12 protein-coding genes are annotated in these 16,452 nt (G+C 37.7%); 11 read left to right on the top strand and 1 reads right to left on the bottom strand.

Annotation, left to right across the window (positions count from 1 at the left end; genetic code table 11):
• Window positions 1-51 precede the first annotated feature (51 nt).
• Both ACKTTZ_RS20545 and ACKTTZ_RS20550 read left to right on the top strand, forming a co-directional pair.
• Complete coding sequence (locus ACKTTZ_RS20545; RefSeq protein WP_407846477.1) at window positions 52-819, top strand: MBL fold metallo-hydrolase; 768 nt, start codon at window positions 52-54, stop codon at window positions 817-819.
• A gap of 70 nt (window positions 820-889) precedes the next feature.
• Window positions 890-2,002 (top strand): serine hydrolase domain-containing protein, encoded by a 1,113-nt coding sequence (locus ACKTTZ_RS20550; protein ID WP_407846478.1) that lies wholly within the window; start codon window positions 890-892, stop codon window positions 2,000-2,002.
• Window positions 2,003-2,071: 69 nt separating this feature from the next.
• On the opposite strand, the gene ACKTTZ_RS20555 is transcribed toward ACKTTZ_RS20550, so the two are convergent.
• On the bottom strand, window positions 2,072-3,277 hold the full coding sequence (locus tag ACKTTZ_RS20555; protein WP_407846479.1) for a CynX/NimT family MFS transporter: 1,206 nt from the start codon (window positions 3,275-3,277) through the stop codon (window positions 2,072-2,074).
• A 71-nt stretch (window positions 3,278-3,348) separates the two neighbouring features.
• Here ACKTTZ_RS20555 and ACKTTZ_RS20560 point away from each other — a divergent pair, with 71 nt between their 5' ends.
• The 9 genes from ACKTTZ_RS20560 to ACKTTZ_RS20600 all read left to right on the top strand — a co-directional run bounded on the left by ACKTTZ_RS20560 (window position 3,349) and on the right by ACKTTZ_RS20600 (window position 16,252).
• Window positions 3,349-4,131, top strand: coding sequence for a helix-turn-helix domain-containing protein (locus ACKTTZ_RS20560; protein ID WP_407846480.1), 783 nt, complete (start codon window positions 3,349-3,351; stop codon window positions 4,129-4,131).
• A 580-nt stretch (window positions 4,132-4,711) separates the two neighbouring features.
• Window positions 4,712-5,320, top strand: coding sequence for a hypothetical protein (locus ACKTTZ_RS20565; RefSeq protein ID WP_051934521.1), 609 nt, complete (start codon window positions 4,712-4,714; stop codon window positions 5,318-5,320).
• Window positions 5,321-5,405: 85 nt separating this feature from the next.
• On the top strand, window positions 5,406-6,581 hold the full coding sequence (locus tag ACKTTZ_RS20570; RefSeq protein ID WP_253316000.1) for an MFS transporter: 1,176 nt from the start codon (window positions 5,406-5,408) through the stop codon (window positions 6,579-6,581).
• Window positions 6,582-6,583: 2 nt separating this feature from the next.
• On the top strand, window positions 6,584-7,330 hold the full coding sequence (locus ACKTTZ_RS20575) for a siderophore-interacting protein (RefSeq protein WP_407846481.1): 747 nt from the start codon (window positions 6,584-6,586) through the stop codon (window positions 7,328-7,330).
• Between the two features lie 53 nt (window positions 7,331-7,383).
• Complete coding sequence (locus ACKTTZ_RS20580; RefSeq protein ID WP_034698089.1) at window positions 7,384-7,953, top strand: Crp/Fnr family transcriptional regulator; 570 nt, start codon at window positions 7,384-7,386, stop codon at window positions 7,951-7,953.
• Window positions 7,954-8,085: 132 nt separating this feature from the next.
• Window positions 8,086-8,448: a hypothetical protein gene (locus ACKTTZ_RS20585; protein WP_156106525.1), complete on the top strand. Its 363-nt coding sequence runs from the start codon at window positions 8,086-8,088 to the stop codon at window positions 8,446-8,448.
• Window positions 8,449-8,734: 286 nt separating this feature from the next.
• On the top strand, window positions 8,735-13,072 hold the full coding sequence (locus ACKTTZ_RS20590) for a CusA/CzcA family heavy metal efflux RND transporter (protein WP_407846482.1): 4,338 nt from the start codon (window positions 8,735-8,737) through the stop codon (window positions 13,070-13,072).
• Between the two features lie 7 nt (window positions 13,073-13,079).
• Window positions 13,080-14,231 (top strand): efflux RND transporter periplasmic adaptor subunit, encoded by a 1,152-nt coding sequence (locus tag ACKTTZ_RS20595; RefSeq protein ID WP_034698081.1) that lies wholly within the window; start codon window positions 13,080-13,082, stop codon window positions 14,229-14,231.
• 212 nt (window positions 14,232-14,443) lie between these two features.
• The gene (locus ACKTTZ_RS20600; RefSeq protein WP_407846483.1) at window positions 14,444-16,252 is read left to right on the top strand and encodes a hypothetical protein; all 1,809 of its coding nucleotides are present in this window, start codon (window positions 14,444-14,446) and stop codon (window positions 16,250-16,252) included.
• The last annotated feature ends 200 nt before the right edge of the window (window positions 16,253-16,452 follow it).

A 16,452-nucleotide genomic window follows, 5' to 3' on the forward strand; every position in this document is an offset into this window, starting at 1 on the left:
GATTGTTTTACCCTCTTCGGGCAATAGCTTTGTTCTGCAAACATACTCAAAATGAAATTACAATTATGGCGCAATGCTACATTGCTATTGAATATTGATGGAATTTCCATCCTCGTAGACCCTATGCTGGGTGAAAAAGGCTCTATGGGAAAAATGCCGATGACAGACAGTGAATTACTGAACCCTCTCACAGATCTGCCTTTTAATAAAGAAGAATTAAATAAAAGATTGGAAGGGATAGATGTAATTGCAGTCACCCATCTTCACCCTGATCATTGGGATTCTGAGGCTGTCAGACTTCTTGGTAAAAATATTCCGATCATCTGCTCAGATGTTATTTCAGATCATATTGCGGAACAGGGCTTTACCAATATTATGACCGTAAAAGATCAGCTTCAATGGAAAAACATTACAATATCAGCCACCAAAGGCCAGCACGGAACGGGAAAAATAGGAGAGAAGATGGGAATTGTGAATGGTTTTGTTTTTAAAAAAGAAAATCAATCAGTTTATATTGCAGGAGACACGATTTGGTATGATGATATTGCAGAAGAAATTGACAGACATCAGCCACAAAATATCATTGTAGCAGGAGGTGCTGCCACTTTCTCTGTGGGAGATCCTATTATTATGACCAGTGAAGATATTGTAAAAATCTGTGAATACGCTCCAAAAGCTACTGTATGGGTGACTCATCTGGAGGCCGTAAGCCATTGCAGAGAAGACAGAAAATTTATTCAGGGAAAAATTAATGAAAATGGATTAAGTGAGAGATGCTTTGTCCTTGACGACGGAGAAGAAGTTGAACTTCCTTTTTAAATTCAATACAATAGAAATAATAAATCTCTTCGTGATCTTTAATTACAAGGAGATTTAATACTTTTGCGTTATGCGTTTACTACTCTCTATCACAGCTTCTTTAGCAATAAGTACCTCTGTTTTTGCTCAAAATACTGAAGCTTTGTTAAAAAAAATAGTTGACTCTACGTACAATGCTCATCCTGAAATGATCGGATTGATTGTAGATGTAGAGTCTCCGGATCAGCATATTTCCTGGAGCTATGCAGCAGGATACAATGGAAACAAAAGCAATACACCCATTAATCCTTCACAACCGCTTCTGATCGCCAGCACTACAAAGACTTTTATGGCAGCCGCTATTCTAAGATTGGTAGAAAATGGTAAAATAAGCATTGATGATCCTTTGAGAAATCTTTTAACTCCCAAAACAGCAAAAGTCCTTTCCAGTGCCGGATATGATCTGAATAAAGTCAATGTTCGTCATTTGTTATCCCACACATCCGGAATTCATGATTATGTGACGGAAAATTACTTGAGTTTTATCAACAGTAATAAAACCCATCAGTGGACAAGGGATGAGCAGATTGCATTGGCAGGAAAAGAACATAAAATAGGAGAGCCGGGTACAGTTTTCAAATATGCTGATATCAATTATGTATTAATTTCTGAAATCATAGAACAGAAAACAGGAAAGCCTTTTTATCAGGCTTTGCGCAGTCTTTTAGATTATAAAAAGCTGGGACTTGATCATACATGGTTTATTCAGCTTGAAAAACAGCCAAAAAAATCGCTTCCATTGGTGAATCAATATTGGAAAGAGTTTAATTGGGAAATAAAAGAACTTAATCCTTCATGGGATCTCTATGGTGGTGGTGGAATTGCTTCCAATGTGAAAGATATGGCCTTGTTTTTCCAGTTATTATTTAATGGAAAAGTAATTGAAGATCCAAAAATTTTACAGCTCATGTATACAGATGTTCCGCCAAATCTGGAAATCAATTACTGCCTTGGAATCAGGAAAATTAAAAGTGGAGGAATGACAGCCTATAATCACGGAGGCGGATTGGGTACGGATGCTATTTATATCCCCGAGCTTAATGCAAGTATTTCTTCAGCTTCTGTAGAAGCAGGCAAAAGAAGTGTAGCTGTAGAACTAAGCAGTCTGCTGGCCTCGAAATTAAAGGCATTAAAAAAGAATTAACATAGAAACAAAATAAAAAAAGGATAGAACTTATTTCTATCCTTTTTTAGTTATGCTGAAGGTTAAGCTTTAATCTTCCACATACTTATTTCTTGCCGCTTTCAATCCAAAATACAGCATCAGCAATACAGCACAGCTTAATAAATAGAATGAACTGTTCCAGGAAATATCCCAATCATGCAGCTTTCCAAACAACGGAGGCCCAAATGCAGCGATCAGATATCCCACAGACTGTGCCATTCCTGATATTTTAACAGCATTGATACTGCTTTTTGTTCTCGTAGAAAAGAACAGAATTGACAAACTGAAAGACAATCCATTAGAAATACCAATAATCACGGCATTTACATAAATCCACTGAGATTTCAGGAATACAAACATCATGGTACTTCCGAACATTAGGGTACATATGAAAAGGATCATCAGTCTTTGGTCTTTCATTTTACTGGCAATAATAGGGCAGCAAAACGTCACAGGAATCATCGTGATCTGAATCACAAAAAATACCCATCCCGAGCTTTCTCCCTGCATATTAAAATCGGCAAGAAAGGAAGGCAGCCATGCCACCAGACAATAATAAAATAAAGACTGCAGTCCCATGAAGATACTGATATTCCATGCCTGGGCAGATTTGAACATATTAAAGTCTGAAGTACTGAGCGCTGTTTTAGGTGGAGCCGGATTTCTTTTGTTAAATATAAATTCCAATGATAGAACAAGGAAACCTAATGCAGCAATTACCAACCAGATTCCCAGAGATCCTTTCCATCCAAAACCTGTCAGTTCTCCTATTTTTACACTGAAGCCTGAAGCTAAAGCTGCAGTGAGATTCATAGATACAGCAAAAATTCCCGTCATAAGACCTATCTGCTTCGGAAAATTATTCTTAACATATCCCGGAGTGACCACATTTCCGATGCATATTCCTAAACCAATGAATAGAGAACCTAAAAACAAAAGCCATAGAGATCCACTGATTCGTAAAAATAACCCGAAGCTTAAAATAATCAGAGAGTACATCAGAAGTTTACTGATCCCGAACTTATTGGAAAATCTACTCACCAGAACAGAACAGGCAGCAAACATAAACAGTGGAATAGACGTAAGCAGACTCACCTGAAAATTATCCAGTTTCAATGCATCTCTTACTTCTCCCAGTACAGGGGCAACCGCTACAATAGGTGAACGGAGGTTACTGGAAATTAATATAACAACCAGAACATTAATGATTAATAAAACATACGAAGCATTCTTTTTTACTTCATTCTTCATCATAATAAAAACTTTTGTACAAAATTAGTACAGTAATTTTGTTTAATTTTGCCAAAGTTTTAACCTGAAACGACATGAACGCTAACGACAGTATAAAAATAGATGAACTGAAAAAGCCTTATTTTGTATGGTTTGAAGAAAACTGGATACATGATGATGTGCTTCATCACCATCAGAAAGGGCAGCTCGTGTATGTGGAAAGTGGTTTTCAGTATATTACTATCGAAGAAAAAATCTATCTCCTTCCTCAAAATCATGCCGTATGGATTCCTCCAAATGCTGTCCATAAAACCAATTCCCATTCTGAAAAGATCAAGCTGATGATCATGTTTGCGGAGATCAGCACCCAAGAACCTTTTTATCATGAAGTGAACGTATTTTCTGTTCCTCCTGTTTTGAAGGAAATGATAAAATATGCAGAGAAATGGTCTAAGCTGATGACCCTAGATCATGATGAGAGTCTATTTCTGAAAGCATTGTTCAACGAACTTCCACAGTTTGTAGAACATTCTCTTACTCTTCATATCAGTCTTCCTAAAGATAAACGCCTTGCAAAAGTTATAGAACATCTCCACAATCATTACCGGGATGAGATCAAAATGGAAGACCTCAGTGATACAGCACTTTTATCTTTCCGTACCCTGGAACGTATTTTCAAAAAAGAAACCGGTCTTACCTTAAGCAAATATCAGCAAATGCTCCGTATCATCAAGAGTCTGGAATATTTGAGCTCGGGAAATCTTACTATTTCAGAAACAGCTTATGAAGTAGGGTACAAGAGTGTTCAGGCCTATACCAGAAGTTTTCAGTCTGTGATGCAGTTCAGGCCAACTGATTTTATTAAAACCATTCAATAGGCTTTAAAATACATACAAAGCGGGTCGGGATTTATTGAAAAGAAGAGTTATTAACATCTCAAAACTTTATATATTCCTTTGTGTAAAAGCGATTGGGGAGATTGAAAAAGATAATATTTCACATTTCGTTCATTTTTTCACTTCAATAGCCAATATTCAATTATGAGATTATTGAAAATAAAAAGGTCTCCACGAGTGAAGACCTTAAAAAAACACAAATGATGAAAAAAAATTATTTCGATTCACAAATATAAACAAAAATCATGGTATGCAAAACATCATAAGCTTATTTTTTTTAAAAAATATTTATTTTAAGTGAAAATAATTATTCCTTAAATGTTGTTGGTTTTCTTTGGGATTCCGAAATTACTAGCGTAAAAATATATCTATTTAAATATAATTCGCCACCTGAAGAATTGTATGCCTGTTTTTTATCCAAAATAAGAAAGTCGTAAAAAGTGAATTATTATCAAAATAAGACCTTGATGAGACTGTATTCAAACAATTGTTTAACTCTTTTGTGACCCTGCTCATAAAATTTTATAGGTTTTTTATTCTATTTTGCTTAAAAACCTGTCATATGAGTCCAAAGATATTTAAGGGAGTTCCTGCACAAAAATTCGGAGGTTTCCATGATACAGAAAGCAGAAAAGTATTTGAACAGGATTTGATTCCGGAAAAGTTTACCATATTAAAAGAAAGATTTTTTTCAGTTAATAATTGGGGAAGTTATAGTGGAAAAGCATTTGCTACATTTAAATTGTATGATTTTGATGGGAATCCTGCAAACCGAGAACCTCAAAAAGGAGATTTTATCCGGATTGATATTCCGGGTCCGGGAGAACCTGAGGCTAAAGGATACGATTGGGTAGAAATAACAGATATCTGTTTCTATCAGGACAGTTTTTCCGAAAGTATATCAATCACATGCAAACCTTCGATAAATCCACAAAATAAAAAAAGTCGTCATATTGCCCATTTTTATAGTTCTGCAGCAAGCTCAACCTTTATGATATCCAGAAATATAGCTTATTTAAAAGCAGCTGTATACGGACGAAATGAAAGACCCAACTTGAATGCTCAGTTCCTGGATGTTTTTAGAAATCTTGCTACTGCTATAGGTGGAATGATGGGGATTGCTAAAATACAATGGAAAGGTCTTACAGACGGTTTTTTGAATCTTGATTAAGACTGTTCTTCCTTTTTTGATCTAAGTCAAAGTTTTTTATCTGTTGTACCGGGACCTTTGCACCCGAATATTTTAAACAAAATTTATGAGTACAACATTAGAAAAAGGACAGACTATTAATTTCTATCAGGCAACCGCTCCTATTATCATTTCGGTATTTGCGGTCTACCTTACCATAGGAATTGCTTTGGGAGTACTTCCCAGGTTTGTTCAGAACACATTAGGCTTTGACAGCATTATTGTAGGGCTTGTGATTGGGCTGCAATCATTGTCAACACTTTTAACCCGTGCCTATTCCGGAAAAATTACAGATACCAAAGGGGCAAAGAAAAGTAAAATGTCGGGTGTAATACTGGCTGTTATTGCTGGGATTATTTATGTACTGGCAGTAGTATTCCAAGCTAATCCTATCCTTGCTCTTGCTTTTCTCTTATTGGCAAGAATTATTCACGGGGTTGGTGAAAGTTTTCTGGTTACCGGAGCATTAACGTGGGGAATAGGTCTTGTAGGACATTCCAGCTCAGGAAAAGTAATGACCTGGAATGGTATTGCCATGTATGCAGGAATTGCAATCGGAGCTCCCATCAGTATCTGGTTAAGTAAAGAATACAATATTCTGCCTGCTTTTCTTCTTATTGCCTTACTTCCGCTGGTGAGCTGGCTTTCCACAGCAAAACTTCCTTCTGTTCCCGTGGATAAAGATCATGTGCGAACGCCTTTCTATAAGGTAATTGGTGCCATATCAGGTCAGGGTTTAAGTCTTGCTTTTTCATCAATGGCTTTTGGATGTATTGCTTCTTTTATTGCATTATTTTTCTCACAAAAAAATTGGGGTGATGCTTCACTTGCCTTTATGATCTTCGGAGCATGCTATGTACTGACCAGAATTTTCTTTGCTTCTTTTCCAGATAAATACGGAGGTTTTACAATAGCCTTGATCTCTCTGATTATCGAAGTGGCGGGACAAATGCTGATCTGGACTTCTGCTTCCAAAACATTGGCTATTATCGGATGTGGATTAACAGGGGTTGGATTTTCATTGGTATTTCCGGCTTTGGGAGTTCTTGCCATTCAAAAAGTAAAACCGCAGATGAGAGGAACAGCGCTAGGAGCCTATGTCGCATTTGTTGATCTTTCATTAGGATTGGCAGGTCCCATTGCAGGATTAATTGCCGGTTGGTTTGATTATCAGACTGTATACCTGTTTGGAGGCATCAGCTGTATCATTGCAATGATTATTTTACTATTTAACAAAAAATAAAAATGGAACATTCACTAACATCTCAAGTAAAAGAAACGAAAAAAATACGTTCTGTATTTACCGTTAAAAAGAAACTCTTTATTACACCACATTTAATCCGTGTTATATTTAATATTGATGAAAAACAGGCTGAACTATTGGCGAATGTTAAGCCCGGATCTAATAATAAAATCTTTATCCCCACTGAGGAAAACATCACTCTGATCAGAACCTATACCAATAGAAAAATTGACATGGAAGAAAAAGAACTGAGTGTTGATTTTGTAGCTCATGGTGACAACGGACCAGCTTCTGCATGGGCATTAAAGGCCAAACCAGGAGATCTATTGGAAATAGGAATGAAAGAAAGTTCAAAACCATTAGTTCCGAATGCTGATTTTTACCTGCTTGCAGGAGACGCAACGGCACTGCCTGTGATTTGTGCTATCGCAGAACAGTTTCCTTCCTATGTAAGAGCAAAAATAATATTGGAGGTGGCAGATAAAGAGGACGAACTGATCTTGTGTTCTGCAGCAGATTTATCTGTAGAATGGCTGCATAATCCTCATCCTGAGCAGGGAAGCAAGCTTGCAGAAGCTGTAAAATCTGTTCATTTTCCACCTGGGATTTTAAAAGAATATGTTTATATCGCTGCAGAATATTCCACTGTACATGAGCTTCGTACTTACTTCAAAACAACACTGGAATGGGATCCGCATGGCATGTACATTTGTTCATACTGGAAAGCCGGACAGGCAGAAAACCTCTAAACAGTAAAGAATAAAAGGTGTAAGCAAAGCCATTTATCACTATTTTTGCTTACATGCAGGAACTTTTAACGTCATATATCAAAAATAGAATATCAATAACAGATCATGAATTGGAAACTATACTTTCTTATTTTAAAGTTATTTCCCTGAAAAAAAATGAGTTATTACTTTCCAACGGGCAAAACAGCCAGAGAACATTTTTTGTTGTAAATGGCTGTCTCCGTATATTTTTTATTAATGAAGAAGGGCAGGATTCTACCCGGTATTTTGCTTTTGAAAATCAGTTTGCAACTGCACTCACCAGTTTTATTACTTCTGAACCCTCTGAGGAATTCATAGAAGCCGTAGAGGATTCAGAAGTATATTATATTACTCATAAAGATTTTTATCATCTTCTGGAAATTATTCCTCAATGGGAAAAGTTTTACAGAATATATCTTGAAACTGCTTATGTAAATAATACCAAAAGGCTGATGTCTTTCCTTGTTCAGGATGCACTTGAAAAATACCGTCAGCTTCTGGATGAAAACCCTGTGGTGGTAAGAAGGCTTTCCAATAAAATGGTGGCTTCTTATCTTAATATCTCACAGGAGACATTGAGCAGACTGAAGTCAAGGCTTTAATTTTTGTTTGACAAACCTAACATTTTTACGAAGAGTTATTATTTATTTAAACTGCTTTTAAACTGGCTAAAATTCTCAAAAAATTAATATTAAAGCCCATTCAGGAAAAATTTAAGCCCTATATTTGCACCCATGTTAAAATGGTTCTCCATATTATGTTCAATGATGTATGTGCTGGCTACCACCAATGCGGGGGAAGTACTGAAAGTGCCTATGTTTGTGGAACATTTCATGGAATACCACGGAAGCCTTTCAGAGTTTGTCATGGAGCATTATGATAATCACAAGCAGGATTCAGACTGGGATACTGATCAGAAACTGCCGTTTATCAATCCACCGATTGTATTGACAGTGCATGCCCAGCTTCCGGAACTTTCATTTGAAATAAAAAAACCTAAAGAAATTACTGTTTCAAAAAAAACCAGTATCTACAAGGAAAAAGATTTCTTCCAACAGTATCTTTCTCAGATTTTCCAGCCTCCACGGCTTTCTTAATTGACTTTATATTGAAAATTAATGCTTTATGTTTTTTACTTAAAGCAGTCAATTCTTGTTATATATCAATTAATCCGCAATGCATTATCATGATGCTTCACCATTCATTACAGGAGTTACAAAAGCTTTGTTTTGAATCTTTCTGCTGTAGGAAATCCCCGATCAGATCCAAAAGACTTATTCTTTTGAATGAAGATCCGTGGTTTTGCAGGATCATTTTAATCATACTTTTTTAATGACATCAGTTTTCATAAGGCATTCCGGGTTATAATTAATAGTTTTTTCCATGTTAAATAAAATTATTGAGTTTTCTGTAAAGAATAAACTCATCATTGCTCTGTTTACAGTGGCGCTCATCCTTTTTGGAATTTATGAAACCACCAGACTTCCTATTGATGCCCAGCCGGATATCACCAACAACCAGGTTCAGATCATTACCACAGCTCCTTCTTATGGGGCTGCAGATATAGAACGCCTTGTAACATTTCCAATCGAACAGGCGACCAGCAATATCAGCGGAATTACGGAGCTGAGGAGCTTCTCACGTTTCGGACTGTCTTTAGTAACTGTTGTTTTTGATGACAAAACGGATGTGTATTGGGCACGCCAGCAGGTTCAGGAGCGTTTACAGCTCGTTCAGGACAATATCCCGGCGGGAATCGGTAAACCGGAACTAGGGCCTATTTCAACCGGATTGGGAGAGATTTTCCAGTATGTGGTAAGGGCCAAAAAAGGATATGAAAATGTGTATGATGAAACAGAACTCAGAACCATCCAGGACTGGGTGGTCAGAAGACAGCTCCTTGGAACGAAAGGAGTGGCAGATGTAAGCAGCTTCGGAGGAAAGTTAAAGCAGTATGAAATTGCCATTAATCCAAATAAACTACAGGCCTTTAACATCAATATCAATGATGTATTTGCAGCGCTGGAAAAGAATAACCAGAATACCGGAGGGGCTTATATTGAAAAGAAAGAAACCGTTCTGTTTATCCGCAGCGAAGGGCTTCTGGGAAGTACGGAAGATATTGGAAGCATTCAGGTAGCGGAAACAAAAGAAGGCATTCCTGTGCATATCAAAGATGTAGCATCTGTGAAGATCGGTTATGCGACAAGGTATGGCGCTATGACTTATAATGATACCGGAGAGGTTTCCGGAGCAATTGTTCTGATGCTGAAAGGTGAAAATGCCAATGTCGTGATTGGAAATATCAAGCAGAGACTTGAAAAAATCCAGGAATCTTTACCGGAAGGAGTGGTGATTGAGCCTTTTCTTGATCGTGCTAAAATGGTGAATAATACCATCAGTACGGTAAAAACCAACCTGATGGAAGGAGCATTGATTGTGGTTTTCATTCTGGTTTTATTCCTTGGAAATTTCAGAGCAGGATTATTGGTGGCGTCCGTCATTCCTTTGGCGATGCTATTCGCGATTATCATGATGAATATTTTCGGTGTGGGAGGAAATCTGATGAGCCTTGGGGCACTGGATTTCGGTCTTATCGTAGATGGAGCCGTCATTATTGTGGAAGCCGTGCTGCATCAGCTTGCTCATAAAAAGCATTTTGGAAAAGACAATATGCTCAGCAAAAAAGAAATGGATGATCAGGTTTCAGGTTCTGCGGCCAAAATGGTTAACAGTGCGGTTTTCGGGCAGATCATTATCTTAATCGTCTATCTTCCGATTTTTACCCTTCAGGGCATTGAAGGAAAGATGTTCAAGCCTATGGCACAGACGGTGGCTTTTGCCCTGATAGGGGCATTTATTCTTTCCCTGACGTATATTCCGATGATGAGTTCTCTGGTATTAAGCAGAAAGAAAAAAGAAAAGGAGAATATCTCAGACCGTGTGATGGGTAAAGTGGAAACCGGGCATCAGAAATTATTGATGAAAGCTCTTAAATTCAGAAAAACCATTATTGTTGGGGTTTTAGTCCTGTTTGCAGGTGCTGTTTTTACCCTTTCCAGAATGGGTGGAGAGTTTATTCCGTCTCTGGAGGAAGGTGATTTTGCTGTTGAAATGAGGATTCTTCAGGGAAGTAATATCAATGAAACCAAGAAAGCTACCACTCAGGCTGCGCATATCCTTTTAACCCAGTTTCCTGAAGTAGAAAAAGCAGTGATGAAGATCGGTAGCGCAGAAATCCCTACAGAACCTATGCCGATGGACTCCGGAGATATGATCGTAGTACTGAAGCCTAAAAAGGAATGGACCTCTGCAGCAACATTTCCTGAACTTTCTGACAAAATGAGCAAAGCATTAAGCGTTATCCCAGGCCTTACCACCAGCTTTCAGTTTCCTGTACAGATGCGTTTCAATGAACTGATGACCGGAGCAAGACAGGATGTGGTCTGTAAAATTTATGGTGAGGATCTGGACAGCCTTGCTACCTACGCAAAAAAGATCGGAACTATTATTAATACGGTAAAAGGAGCGCAGGACCTTTATATTGAGCCGGTAGTAGGCGCTCCGCAGGTTGTGATTGATTATAACCGCTCAGAGCTTTCCCGATACAATATTTCTGTGGCAGATATCAACAGGGTAATTAATATGGCTTTTGCCGGTCAGACTGCGGGAGCTTTATATGAAGGTGAAAAAAAGTTTGACATCGTAGTGAGAATGGATAATGAGCATAAAAAAGATATCACGAGCATCCAAAATCTTTTGGTTCCTACCGCTTCAGGAGAACAGATTCCCTTGTCACAGCTTGCTAAAGTAGAGCTTAAAAACAGTCCGAACCAGATTCAGAGGGAAGATACCAAAAGAAGGATTATTGTAGGCTTTAATGTGAGAGGAAGAGATGTCCAGAGTATCGTGGAAGAACTTCAGCAAAAAGCAGATAAAAGCCTGAAATTATCTCCCGGATACACTGTTTCTTACGGCGGTGCTTTTGAAAATTTAAATGAAGCCAAAGCCAGACTGGGAATTGCAGTTCCTATTTCGTTAGTGATGATTTTCCTGCTCTTATTCTTTGCTTTCGGTTCTGTAAAACACAGCCTTCTGATCTATACCGCCATTCCTTTATCTGCGATAGGAGGTGTGTATTTTCTGGCGTTGAGAGGAATGCCTTTCAGCATCAGTGCAGGGGTAGGATTCATTGCATTATTTGGAGTGGCCGTACTTAATGGAATTGTTTTGATATCAGAATTCAACCGGCTGAAAAAGAATGGGATAACCAATACCAGCAGAATTGTACTCATAGGCACAAAAATCAGGCTTCGTCCGGTTTTAATGACGGCATTTGTAGCTTCTCTGGGGTTTCTTCCCATGGCGATCAGTAATGGTGCCGGAGCTGAAGTACAGAGGCCTCTGGCAACGGTGGTGATTGGAGGGTTAATGCTTGCGACCCTTTTAACCTTGTTTGTCCTTCCCATCTTATACGTCCTTTTTGAACATATTAATAAAGATAAAATGAAATTCTCTAAAAAAACCAATTATAAAAAACGGTCTGTTTTCTTACTGCTGATCTCTTTCGGAAGTTTTCAGGCTCAGGAAAACATTACTTATGACCAGGCTTTGGAAAAGGCTTATCAGCAAAACGGAACCCTTAAAAACTCAAAATTAGTATCAGATTATCAGGAAAAGCTGAAAGCCGGTTATCTGGATATTCCCCAGACGGAAATTACCGGTGGATTCGGACAGATTCAGGGCGAGGAAACGGATAATTCATTCGGAATCTCTCAAAGGTTCAGTTTTCCGACCGTGTATTCAAAAAGAAAACAAATGCTGGATGCGGAATGGTCTGCCAGTGTCATCAATCAGAATCTGACCAAAACACAGCTTACCAAAGAAGTAACAGATGTTTTCTACAGGATACTGGTGCTTCAGGAGAAGAAAAAAGTCCTGGAATACATCAGCCGGCTGTATGATCATTTTGCAGAAAAAGCAGGATTAAGATTAAAAAAAGGAGAAGCCAATATTCTGGAAGAATCCACCGCTGAAATTCAGAAAGAACAGGTAAAAGTACAGTTGAACAGTCTTGAAAATGACCTGAATATGGCAAAACTTCAGCTTCAGGTTTTACTTCAGTCCGAAACTTCTTATCAGCCTGTTGCGGATAAACCGACAATGAATATTGGTCTTCAGATTTCTGAGGAAATGGTAAAACAACATCCTGAGCTTCAGTACCTGCAGCAACAGATCAAAGTAGGAGAGGCAGAAGTGCAGCTTGAAAGAAGCAGACTGCTTCCGGATCTTATTGTTGGGTACACCAATCAAAGTATGAAAAACATCAACAATAACCGCTTCAATTCTGTTCAGGTTGGCGTGGGAATTCCCTTGTTTACCAAAGGACAGAGAGCTTTGGCAAAGGCAGCACAGGCTAAAATTGCCATTTCCGAAAATCAGTATCAGAGAAAAGAAATTGAGCTTAAAAACAGATTGAGTCAGCAATTGAACAATTATATGAACCAACAGAAAATCATTGAAAATTATGAACAAAAACAGCTTCCAAAATCCGAAACCATTCTAAAAACCGCTCAGAAACAGATGGAAGCAGGAGAAATAGACTACCTGGATTGGGTAATACTGGTGAACCAGGCCGTAAAAGCCAAGGCAGATTATATAGATCAGCTGGAAAAGCTCAATCAGATCGGAGCTGAACTTCAATTCTTAATTTCAAAATAATACCATCATGCATTTCAAGAATATATCTCTATACAGCCTTGCTCTCATCCTTGCTTTATCTTCATGTTCCGGAAAAAAGCAAGAGGAAAAAACAGTGTATGAAAACACCAGGTTTTCTAAGAACGACAAAAACTCCGTTCATCTTACGGAAAAACAGATTCAGTCTGTAGGATTAACAACAACCACTATCCAGAACAGGAATATGGAAAAGCTGGTGAGACTGAACGGCAAAGCAGAAATCGCACCATCTCACATCAGTTCGGTGTCCAGCATTATGGGCGGGCATATCAAAGCTATCAACGTCATTAGCGGAAGCCACTTCAGCAAAGCACAGGTGCTTGCTGTAGTAGAAGATCCGCAGTTTATACAATTGCAGCAGGATTATCTGGTGACCAAAGCTCAGCTTGAGGCTGCCAGACTGAACTATAACCGTCAGAAAGATCTGAATACAAGCAAAGCCAGCAGTGACAAAACCATGCAGAACGCTCAGGCAGATTATTCTACCTTGAATGCCACTTTAAAAGGGCTGGAAGAAAAACTGAGAATCATAGGAATCAGTGCCAAAGGTCTGAGTACCGGAAATATCAGAAGTAAAATCAATATTTATGCACCGTTTACAGGTTTTGTAAGTAAAATTCTTGTGAATAACGGGCAGTATATCAACCCGGCTGATACTTTATTTGAACTCATCAATCCAGCCGGATTGCTTTTAGAGCTGAAGATTTTTGAAAATGATGTGAATGATATAAAAGCAGGGCAGGAAATTTTGGTGTACAACAATCAGAATCCAGATGTGAAATCCAGTGCAAAAATTGTAAGCGTAGTTCCCAGTATTGAAAACGGAGGTTCTGCCACTGCTATAGCCAAGTTATCTTCTGTGAATACTGACTTTGTAAAGGGAATGTACGTGAATGCCGAAGTAAATATCAGCAGCCGTTATACCATGGGACTTCCTAACGAAGCCGTAGTTTCTTTTGAAAACAGGAATTATGTTTTTGAAGACCTTGGAAATTCCAGTTACAAAATGATTCCTGTAGTGACCGGAATTGCTGATGACCAGTTTACAGAGATTATAAAAGCCGATTTTTTAAAGGATAAGAAAATTGTACAGAAAGGAGCTTACAGTCTTCTGATGATGCTTAAAAACAAAGCTGAATAATTAGGTGAAACTATAAAGCTTTCAAGAAGAAAAGATCAGTTATTCAGCTGATCTTTTTTATTTCAAACAATGTAAAAAAAATGACATTTGACATGTTTTCGATAATAAAAATACTATTTGATGCATAATTCATTTTAAAATAATATTTTTAAGAAGTGAATAGTTGTAAAGGATTTTTAGAGGAATAACAAAAAACTTTTATCAAAAACTTTATGACACAAAAACCTTTGCACAATTTCCATATTCCGGTAATGGGACTGGCTTATACCATAGACAGCCCGATTCGTGTTGCCCAGTATGGAATTTCTTCCGTCATCTCCATTATTGATGATGAAATTCTGGAAAAAATGAAGAACTTTTACAACAAAAAGTTCAATCTTGACTATTTCGGGATCTCAACAAAAACTGAAGATTACAGAGCCAGAAGAGTTACGGCTTATCTGGATATGGTGGATGATATTGTGAATGAAAAATTTGAATCTTTCAAACAGGAAATCAGCAAAAACAAGGAAGCTTTGAAGGATTTCATGGCTATGCTTCCCAATACATCAGATCTCAAAAACAGTCTTCAAAATTTAATCAACCAAAAGGAGAACTGGAGTTCTAATATTAAAAATTTCATAGAATCCAATTTAAAACCGGGAAGTATTGATGTCAATATCATGACGAAAGTAGATAAAGACAATTATCAGAATAATGAGCAGCTTCCTGCGATGTACAACGATGCACATGCCTCTCTGCGTGGATTTGCCCAAAGTAAACTATCATCATCAATGGTTCTTTCTGCAGGGATGAATCCCCGTTTGTACAGCTATATGGAAGAGTTTGACGATTTTTTCCCGGATGAAAACGGCAACATTAAAAAGAAAATTATCCTTAAAGTAAGCGATTTCCGTTCTGCCATGATTCAGGGAAATTTCCTGGCTAAAAAAGGATTATGGGTTTCAGAATACAGAATAGAATCCGGACTGAATTGCGGTGGTCATGCTTTTGCCACTGAAGGAATGCTTCTCGGGCCCATCATGGAAGAATTCAAGCAGAAAAAAAACGATCTGATACAATCAGCTCACGCCTTAATGACGGCTGCTTTGGAACAAAAAGGAAAACATGTAGTTTCCGAGCCTTTGGAAATGAAGATTACCGTTCAGGGTGGAGTAGGAACTTCTGAAGAGCATGAATTTTTATTGGCTAATTATAGTGTAGACAGTGTTGGATGGGGCTCACCATTTTTACTTGTACCTGAAGCAACATCGGTAGACACTGAAACCAGAAATCTACTTGTACAATCAAAAGAGCAGGATTTCTATCTGAGTAATATTTCGCCATTGGGAGTGCCTTTCAATACCGTAAAAGGGACATCTAACGAAGTATTGAAGTATGAGAAAGAAGCAAAAGGGAAATATGGAAGTTCGTGTCCCAAAAAACTTCTCGCACTAAGCAAAGAATTTTCCCAGGAAGGAACATGTACCGCCTCCAGAAAATATCAGGATATCAAACTGAAAGAACTTTACGAAAATAAAGATGCATTCACTGAAAAAGAATTCAATAAACGAAAATCCGAAATTACCGATAAAGCCTGTCTTTGTGTAGGACTCGTGAATGCAGCATACATGGAACAGAACCTAGAAATTAAAGGTGAAAAACAAGGCGTTGTGATATGTCCCGGACCCAATATTGCCTTTTTTGATAAAGAAGTTTCTCTTTCGGAAATGGTAAAGCATATCTACGGAAATACCAATATCCTTTCCGATAATCGGCGTCCGAATATGTTCATTAATGAATTGAAAATGTATGTGGATTACCTGAGAAAAGAAATCACCGGATCCACTGTACAGATTACTCATTCTCAGACCAAAAAATGGAATGCTTTCAGGAAAAATGTTCTTGAAGGGATCACATATTATCATGAGCTTTTTACAGCATCATCATTTTTCAGCAACGGTTTATCAACCATCCATCTTCAATTACAGGAATACAAACTTCAGCTTATTGCTATTGATATTCCACAGGTTGAAAAATAACCGTATTTTTAATTGATAGATAATAAAAACAGCTTTTACATGGGCTGTTTTTATTTTTTTTAGTTACTAATGAAATCACATGTATTTTGTTAGAGAAATGCAAAGGCGTAAAAACACTTCAATTTCGATCAATATAAGATTGTAAAAAACAATATGATATAAGTTTTTCTTGCAGATAAAACAGATTACACAGATATTGA

Source organism: Chryseobacterium sp. KCF3-3 (genome assembly GCF_045865955.1).
Taxonomy (GTDB): Bacteria; Bacteroidota; Bacteroidia; order Flavobacteriales; family Weeksellaceae; genus Chryseobacterium.

Coding starts and splice junctions, on each gene's coding strand:
- ACKTTZ_RS20545 (WP_407846477.1), top strand. CDS start 52: ATGAAATTACAATTATGGCGCAATGCTACATTGCTATTGAATATTGAT.
- ACKTTZ_RS20550 (WP_407846478.1), top strand. CDS start 890: ATGCGTTTACTACTCTCTATCACAGCTTCTTTAGCAATAAGTACCTCT.
- ACKTTZ_RS20555 (WP_407846479.1), bottom strand. CDS start 3,277: ATGATGAAGAATGAAGTAAAAAAGAATGCTTCGTATGTTTTATTAATC.
- ACKTTZ_RS20560 (WP_407846480.1), top strand. CDS start 3,349: ATGAACGCTAACGACAGTATAAAAATAGATGAACTGAAAAAGCCTTAT.
- ACKTTZ_RS20565 (WP_051934521.1), top strand. CDS start 4,712: ATGAGTCCAAAGATATTTAAGGGAGTTCCTGCACAAAAATTCGGAGGT.
- ACKTTZ_RS20570 (WP_253316000.1), top strand. CDS start 5,406: ATGAGTACAACATTAGAAAAAGGACAGACTATTAATTTCTATCAGGCA.
- ACKTTZ_RS20575 (WP_407846481.1), top strand. CDS start 6,584: ATGGAACATTCACTAACATCTCAAGTAAAAGAAACGAAAAAAATACGT.
- ACKTTZ_RS20580 (WP_034698089.1), top strand. CDS start 7,384: ATGCAGGAACTTTTAACGTCATATATCAAAAATAGAATATCAATAACA.
- ACKTTZ_RS20585 (WP_156106525.1), top strand. CDS start 8,086: ATGTTAAAATGGTTCTCCATATTATGTTCAATGATGTATGTGCTGGCT.
- ACKTTZ_RS20590 (WP_407846482.1), top strand. CDS start 8,735: ATGTTAAATAAAATTATTGAGTTTTCTGTAAAGAATAAACTCATCATT.
- ACKTTZ_RS20595 (WP_034698081.1), top strand. CDS start 13,080: ATGCATTTCAAGAATATATCTCTATACAGCCTTGCTCTCATCCTTGCT.
- ACKTTZ_RS20600 (WP_407846483.1), top strand. CDS start 14,444: ATGACACAAAAACCTTTGCACAATTTCCATATTCCGGTAATGGGACTG.